This is a genomic window from Marinobacterium sp. xm-a-152 (assembly GCF_013282965.1).
Classification (GTDB): domain Bacteria; phylum Pseudomonadota; class Gammaproteobacteria; order Pseudomonadales; family Balneatricaceae; genus Marinobacterium_E.
The window spans coordinates 1-7,328 of the sequence record NZ_WBYI01000016.1 but is presented as its reverse complement, the minus strand read 5'-3'; the positions used below and the strand labels follow the sequence as shown (position 1 = coordinate 7,328).

6 protein-coding genes are annotated in these 7,328 nt (G+C 48.3%); 1 reads left to right on the top strand and 5 read right to left on the bottom strand.

Annotated elements, in window-relative coordinates; translation table 11 throughout:
• Positions 1 to 446: 446 nt before the first annotated feature.
• The 4 genes from dtd to typA all read right to left on the bottom strand — a co-directional run bounded on the left by dtd (position 447) and on the right by typA (position 5,376).
• Positions 447 to 884 (bottom strand): D-aminoacyl-tRNA deacylase, encoded by a 438-nt coding sequence (dtd, locus tag XMA152_RS12350; RefSeq protein ID WP_173483774.1) that lies wholly within the window; start codon positions 882 to 884, stop codon positions 447 to 449.
• Positions 884 to 1,834 carry a prolyl aminopeptidase gene (gene pip, locus XMA152_RS12345; protein ID WP_173483773.1) on the bottom strand — a complete coding sequence of 317 codons (951 nt, stop codon included), beginning with the start codon at positions 1,832 to 1,834 and terminating at the stop codon, positions 884 to 886. The genes dtd and pip overlap by 1 nt, the downstream gene beginning before the upstream one ends.
• Complete coding sequence (locus tag XMA152_RS12340) at positions 1,831 to 3,435, bottom strand: MFS transporter (protein WP_173482208.1); 1,605 nt, start codon at positions 3,433 to 3,435, stop codon at positions 1,831 to 1,833. The genes pip and XMA152_RS12340 overlap by 4 nt, the downstream gene beginning before the upstream one ends.
• Positions 3,436 to 3,567: 132 nt before the next feature.
• Positions 3,568 to 5,376, bottom strand: coding sequence for a translational GTPase TypA (gene typA, locus XMA152_RS12335; protein WP_173482209.1), 1,809 nt, complete (start codon positions 5,374 to 5,376; stop codon positions 3,568 to 3,570).
• A gap of 389 nt (positions 5,377 to 5,765) precedes the next feature.
• Between typA and glnA the strand changes: the two genes are divergently transcribed.
• The gene (gene glnA, locus XMA152_RS12330) at positions 5,766 to 7,172 is read left to right on the top strand and encodes a glutamate--ammonia ligase (RefSeq protein WP_173482210.1); all 1,407 of its coding nucleotides are present in this window, start codon (positions 5,766 to 5,768) and stop codon (positions 7,170 to 7,172) included.
• Positions 7,173 to 7,231: 59 nt separating this feature from the next.
• Here the strand turns inward: glnA and XMA152_RS12325 are convergent.
• Positions 7,232 to 7,328 (bottom strand): IS3 family transposase (locus XMA152_RS12325; RefSeq protein WP_173482665.1); only part of this gene is annotated, 97 nt, incomplete at its 5' end.

The window sequence follows — 7,328 nt, the reverse complement described above, 5'->3', positions numbered from 1 at the left end:
CGCTGCAAGCGTCGCGAAGCGATGACGAGCAACGCTCGGCACCTATTGTAGGTCATTGAGAGCTTCGTAAAGGATCTCTGCCAAATCCATCGCGGCCTTTGCAAGACCGCTCCAACGGTTTTAAAAAAGATCTCTGCCAACGTCAACAGCGGATGACAGGCTGAAGGCCAGTCACCGGCACTCCGTCAGATAAACCTCGCACCAGTCCATAATCATTGATACACCGCTTCGCGGTGATCGCGGTCTGCCGCTACGCGGCAGTTCGCTCCTACAGTCGGACTTCGTAAGAGACCCTCTGCCAACGTTTATAGCGGATGACAGGCTGAAGGCCAGTCACCGTAGCTCCGTAGCGAGTTAAGAACATCAGTGACTGGCTTTAGCCTGTCATCTGCTGTCCAATTACGCTCCAATCCATCGCGGCCTTCGCAAGACCGCTCCAACGGCTCCTAACTCTCCAACCAAAACGTAACCGGCCCATCATTGGTTAGTGATACTTTCATATCGGCACCAAACTTCCCGGTCGCAACTTTAAGCCCCGTTTTGTTAGCCGCTTCTACAAAGTAGTTGTAGAGCTCTTCACCCAGTGCTGGAGATGCCCCTTTTGAAAAACCCGGTCGTTTGCCCTTGGAGGTTTCGGCTACCAGCGTAAATTGAGAGACCACCAGTAACTCGCCTTCAATATTTTTAAGGCTAAGGTTCATCTTGTCCGATTCATCGCTAAAGATGCGGTAGTTGATCACCTTGTCGAGTAGTTTATCGGCTTTTGATCGGTCATCCTCTTTCTCTACACCGAGTAAAAGAAGTATCCCATGATCTATTTCACCGACGCAGTTGCCGTCTACTACAACGCTAGCACTGCTGACTCGTTGAATAAGTCCTTTCATTAGCTGGTTAACTCCAGATACTGATCGGTGGCATGGATTAAACGGTCTGTAATGCCCGGCTCAAAGGCTGAGTGTCCGGCATCACGAACGATATCAAAGTTTGCTTGAGGCAGTTCTTTAGCCAATAGGTGTGCCTGCTCAATAGGGCAAACCATGTCATATCGGCCATGAACAATCCAGGTCGGTATCTTTTTGATGCGATCACAGTGATTGAGCAGTTGGTTTTCAGACATAAAAGAGTTGTTGGCAAAATAGTGTGCTTCGATACGCGCCATGGCTAATGCGACATGAGGATTACCAAAGTGGTCAACCAAACTAGGGTTAGGATCTAATGTGGAGCAGCGTCCCTCCCAAATAGACCAAGCCTTTGCTGCTGCCATACGCTCTAGTTCATTATCACTGGTCAGAACTTTATAGTAGCTGCTGACCATGTCGTTTCTCTGATCGGCCGGTATCGGTGCTATAAATGATTCCCAATGGTCAGGGAATACATAGCTTGCTCCCTCTTGGTAAAACCACTGAATATCTCTAGGTCGACAGAGGAATATACCTCTTAGAAACAGTGCATTGACTCGCTCTGGGTGAGATTGTGCGTAGGCAAGGCTTAACGTAGAACCCCAACTACCGCCAAATAGTGCCCACTTATCTAGGCCGAGATGGGTACGAATCTTTTCAATATCAGCGATTAAGTGTTCCGTTGTGTTGTTTTCTAAACTGCCATGCGGCGTCGAGCGCCCACAGCCGCGTTGATCAAATAGAATGATTTTGTAATGTTCTGGGTTAAAAAAGCGTCGATGCTCGGGCGAACAACCACCGCCTGGCCCGCCGTGGACGAACAGAATAGGCTCGCCATTGGGGTTGCCTGAAAGCTCTAAAAAGAGGCTGTGCCCTTTGCCTACATCCAGTTGCTCGCTGTGGTAGGCACTTATTTCTGGGTAGAGTGTTCTCATTCTACTGGTAACCCCGCATCTTCTAGGCGTTTCTTACGCAGCTCAATTAATCGATCGATCTCAAATATCTCCTGTGGGCTCGCATCCGTTTTAAGCCCTCCCACAATGGCGTAATTGATACGGGTTTTATGCAGATCAAAGAAGTCGGTCAATGACTTAGCTACCTTTAGTCGATTCTCTGGATAGATTGTGACTAAGTGTTCGGTTAACTCACCCGCTCGTTTGGGCAGCTTTAATACCATCTGTAATGCTACCTCTTCTGCTTTTAGGTGAGCAGATTCCAGTGCAGTTTTTATTAGGTGCTGAGGATCTTTCGGGTTCTGTTTGAGTGCCTCAATCAACAGTTTAAGCGCCGGCTCTGCAATCTCTGCAGCCACGTACTCCTCAAGAGGAGGCACGGATGCAGGGTTGGTTGTGAACTGGTAGGGCTGAGCGGGTTCTAGACGTTCGGTTCGCAAGAAGAGCTTACGCACTAATAAGAAGAGCATCAGCAGTAGATGCAGTGAAATGACGTAGAAGTAGAGCCAAACAGAGCTAAACCACTCCATCATAGCGCCCGCCACGATAGGGCCGACGACACCACCGACGCCTAATAGAATTTGCATCATACTGGTTGCAGGCATCGCCTCTTTACTGTCGATGTGGTCGAACACCTGTGTCACAGCTAGCGGGAAAATAGCGGCCCCAGCGCCCCCTGACAGTAGGAAGAAGAAGGTGACGAACCAGGTGGGTAGAGCGCTGTAAAAATCGATAATGATGACGGCATTTGCACCGACACCAATCATCATTAATACAGCGCCCACCGTACGTTTATCGAAACGATCCGCAAACCAGCCAGTTGGGTATTGTGTCATGAGGCCCCCAAGCAAATAGGAGCCTAAAATGATTGATAGTAGTGTGCCGCTAAAGCCTCGATCGTAAGCGTATAGAGCGATCAGTGATACGCTTGCGGAGCCAATAGAACCCGCCACCAGGCAAGATAGAGTACCTGATGGAGAGACCTTCCATAGTTGCCCAAATGACATTGGGCGGCTTCGGCCAGGTAGCTCGGGTGCTGGCATGCGTGACATCGACATAATAATCAGAGCGATCGCTAATACGGCGCTGATAATACCGAACAGTCTAAAATCACTCTCTTCGAAAATGTTCATCACAAAAGGTGCTGAACCGAATCCGACAGCAAAGAATATCTGGTAGACACTGAACAGTTTACCGCGGTTGCTGCTATCACTGGTGACATTAAGCCAGCTCTCCAGAGTAATAAAACTGGTGATGAAGCAGAAGCCTGCAACGACCCTTAACAGGGAAGTGATGATGAACGATTCAAGAAGTGTGTGCAGTATTGAGACGATCGACAGTGTTGCAGCCATTGTTGCAAAGGCGCGGATATGACCGACGCGGTTGACGACTTTGGCCCCAAACATCCCTGCCAGGATAGAGCCGGCGGCAAACATACCCATAGCAATACCGACTTGTGAAGACTCAATGCCCGCCGACTGCATTCTTAAAGGGAGGATGATAAAGAATAGGTTGTGGCTAAGCGCCATACCAATAATTGAAAAAAGAATAGGGCTGACCCGGTAAAAAATGCTGTTGGTCATTAGGTGGTTCCTAGTTTGTCACTTCAAGATTTCTTGGACTTTAGTTTACTCCGTTTATTTCGTTTGAATATAAAAAAACGGTGCTCAATTTGCATTGGCACCGTTTTATGTTTTGCATTTATTGCAAATTAATTAACGCTTAGCGCGTTTACGCTCATGCTCTTTCAAGAACTTCTTACGAATACGGATGTTCTCAGGTGTTACTTCAACCAACTCATCATCTTCAATGAAGTCTAGAGCCTGCTCTAGAGTAAAGCGGATAGGTGGCGTTAGCACGATGTTCTCATCAGTACCTGAGGCTCGGACGTTGGTTAGCTGCTTACCTTTGGTTGGGTTAACCGTTAGGTCATTCGAGCGGCTATGGATACCAATGACCATGCCTTCGTACACTTCAATGTTTGGACCGATCATGAGGCGACCGCGCTCCTGAAGAGAGAAGAGTGCGTAGCCCAGTACTTTACCGTTAACCATCGAAACCAGTACGCCGTTGTTACGAGTCACCGTCTCACCCTCTTTCACCACACCGTAGTGGTCAAAGATTGAGTTCATGATACCAGTACCAGACGTCATGGTTAGGAATTGGCTACGGAAGCCGATCAAACCGCGAGAAGGGATCATAAAGGTCAGGCGACAGCGGCCTTTGCCGTCAACTTCCATATTCGTCATGTCACCGCGACGCATGCCTAGCTCTTCGATGATCGAGCCCTGGTGCTGCTCTTCAACGTCGATCATAACGATCTCGTAAGGTTCGTGGATTTCGCCATCTACCTCTTTCTGAATTACTTCAGGACGGCTGATGCCAAGTTCGAAGCCTTCACGGCGCATGGTCTCAATCAGTACCGATAGGTGAAGTTCACCACGACCTGATACACGGAATTTCTCAGGGCTATCACCCGGCTCTACACGCAGTGCTACGTTGTGAATCAATTCGCGCTCTAGACGCTCTTTGATGTTACGGCTGGTAACGAATTTGCCCTCTTTACCGGCAAACGGAGAGTCGTTGACCTGGAATGTCATAGAGACGGTTGGCTCATCGACAGAGAGTGCTGGTAGTGCTTCAACAACATCTGGGTGACACAGCGTATCTGAGATGTTGAGTTCGTCTAGACCGGTAATACAGACAATGTCACCTGCTTGTGCACTGTCGACATCGACACGATCAAGACCGTGGTAGCCCATGATCTTAAGGATACGACCTGAACGCATTTTTGCGTGTGAATCGATGACTTTAACAGGCGTGTTGGTAGAGATCTTACCGCGTGAGATACGACCCACACCGATAACACCGACAAAGCTGTTGTAGTCCAACGCAGAGACCTGCATCTGGAATGGACCTTCTGTATCGACGTGAGGCGCATCAACGTGCTTGATGATCGCTTCAAATAGAGGCGTCATATCGTCAGCCATAGCTTCGTGATCATCACCCGCAATACCGTTGATCGCTGAGGCGTAGACAATCGGGAAGTCCAACTGCTCATCGGTAGCGCCTAGGTTGTCGAACAGTTCGAAAACCTGATCCATAACCCAATCTGGACGTGCACCAGGACGGTCGATTTTGTTGATAACAACGATTGGCTTAAGGCCGCGTGCAAAGGCTTTCTGAGTAACGAAGCGTGTTTGTGGCATTGGACCATCAACTGCATCAACAAGCAGAAGGACCGAGTCAACCATCGACATAACACGCTCTACCTCACCACCGAAATCGGCGTGCCCAGGAGTATCGACGATGTTGATGCGGTAGTCGTTCCAAGTGATGGCGGTGTTTTTGGCAAGGATGGTGATGCCACGCTCTTTCTCTTGGTCGTTTGAGTCCATGACGCGCTCAGCGCCTTCATCACGACGGCCAAGGGTACCTGACTGCTCTAGAAGTTTATCAACTAGGGTGGTTTTGCCATGGTCGACGTGTGCGATGATGGCGATATTGCGAAGATTTTCGATCACGAGGTGAGTCTCATTAATTAAAGATGCGCGGATTATACGCGTCGAGCGTGATCAAGGCGAATTAATAGCCAATAAATTTGGACCATATGAACAATTGTTAGAAGCGAATCTAGTGCAAAATTTTTTGGCTGGAGTATCATATTGGCACACATCGACAGACTAGTAATAGTTTAAAGCACCATTGTGGTGCGTATGTTTTAGGTGTGCATCAAATTGGTGCGTTTATTGTCATTGGTGATTCGTTGCTGATGCGGTAAATCACCGTAAATAAAGACTTTTTTCGAGTTGGCATACTGTTTGCTAGCTCGTTAGGAAGACTGAGCTTGCATGGTGCAGGCTTAAACCCAAGGCTACTAGTCTGGCAATATCTGATAATGGAGAGAGCCATAATGTCTGAACAGACACTAAATCTGATCAAAGAAACTGACGCGAAGTGGATCGACCTTCGCTTTACAGACTCTAAAGGTAAAGAGCAGCACGTAACTATCCCAGTTCACGAAATGGGTGACGACTTCTTCGAAGACGGCAAAATGTTTGATGGCTCATCTATCCAAGGTTGGAAGGGTATTAACGACTCTGACATGATCCTTCGTCCAGATGACTCTTCATCTATCGTTGATCCATTCTCTGAAGATGCAACAGTCATCATCCGTTGTGACATCGTTGAGCCTGCTACAGGTCTTGGTTACGAGCGTGATCCACGTTCTGTTGCTAAGCGTGCAGAAGAGTACCTGAAATCAACAGGTATCGCTGACAGCGCTATGTTCGGTCCAGAGCCAGAGTTCTTCGTATTTGACGAAGTTCACTTCCACTCTGACATGTCTGGTTGTGGCTACACTGTATCTTCTGAAGAAGCTGCATGGTCTTCTAACAGCAAATTCGAAGGCGGTAACACAGGTCACCGTCCACGCGTTAAAGGCGGTTACTTCCCAGTACCACCAGTAGACTCTCTACACGATCTTCGTGCTGCAATGTGTGACGCGATGACAGCGATGGGTCTGCACGTAGAAGTACACCACCACGAAGTAGCAACTGCTGGTCAGTGTGAAATCGGTGTGGCAGGTAACACCCTTGTTAAGAAAGCTGACGAAGTTCAGATTCTTAAGTACGCAGTTCACAACGTTGCTCACGCTTACGGTAAAACAGCTACGTTCATGCCTAAGCCAATCGTTGGTGACAACGGCTCTGGTATGCACGTTCACCAGTCTCTATCTAAAGGCGGTGTTAACATCTTCGCTGGCGACGCATACGCGGGCCTATCTGAAGAAGCTCTTTACTACATCGGCGGTATCATCAAGCACGCTAAAGCGCTTAACGCTCTATGTAACCCAGGTACTAACTCGTACAAGCGTCTTGTTCCAGGCTTCGAAGCACCAGTTATGCTAGCTTACTCAGCTCGTAACCGTTCAGCTTCTATCCGTATCCCATACGTAACTAGCCCTAAAGGCCGTCGTATCGAGACACGCTTCCCTGATCCAATCGCTAACCCATACCTAGCGTTCTCTGCGCTAATGATGGCGGGTCTTGACGGTATCCAGAACAAGATCCACCCTGGCGATGCAGCAGACAAAGACCTTTACGATCTACCAGCTGAAGAAGCTGCTCAGATCCCACAGGTTTGTTCTTCACTAGAAGAAGCTCTGGACGCTCTAGAAGCTGATCACGAGTTCCTAACTCGCGGCGGCGTATTCACTGAAGACATGCTAAACGCTTACATCGAACTTAAGCGTGAAGAGTGTGCTCAAGTGAGCCAGACAACTCACCCAATCGAATACGATCTTTACTACTCAGTTTAAGATCTTATCGATTCAAAAAACCCGGCACCTGAACTGACCCCATAAAGTTGGACTCATTTCTAAGCGGCGCTCAAGGCCTGATTTCGATATGCTATCGGACTCAGGCCTTTTAGTTTAAGCTTAATTCGCTCGTTGTTGTAATAATCAATGTATTCT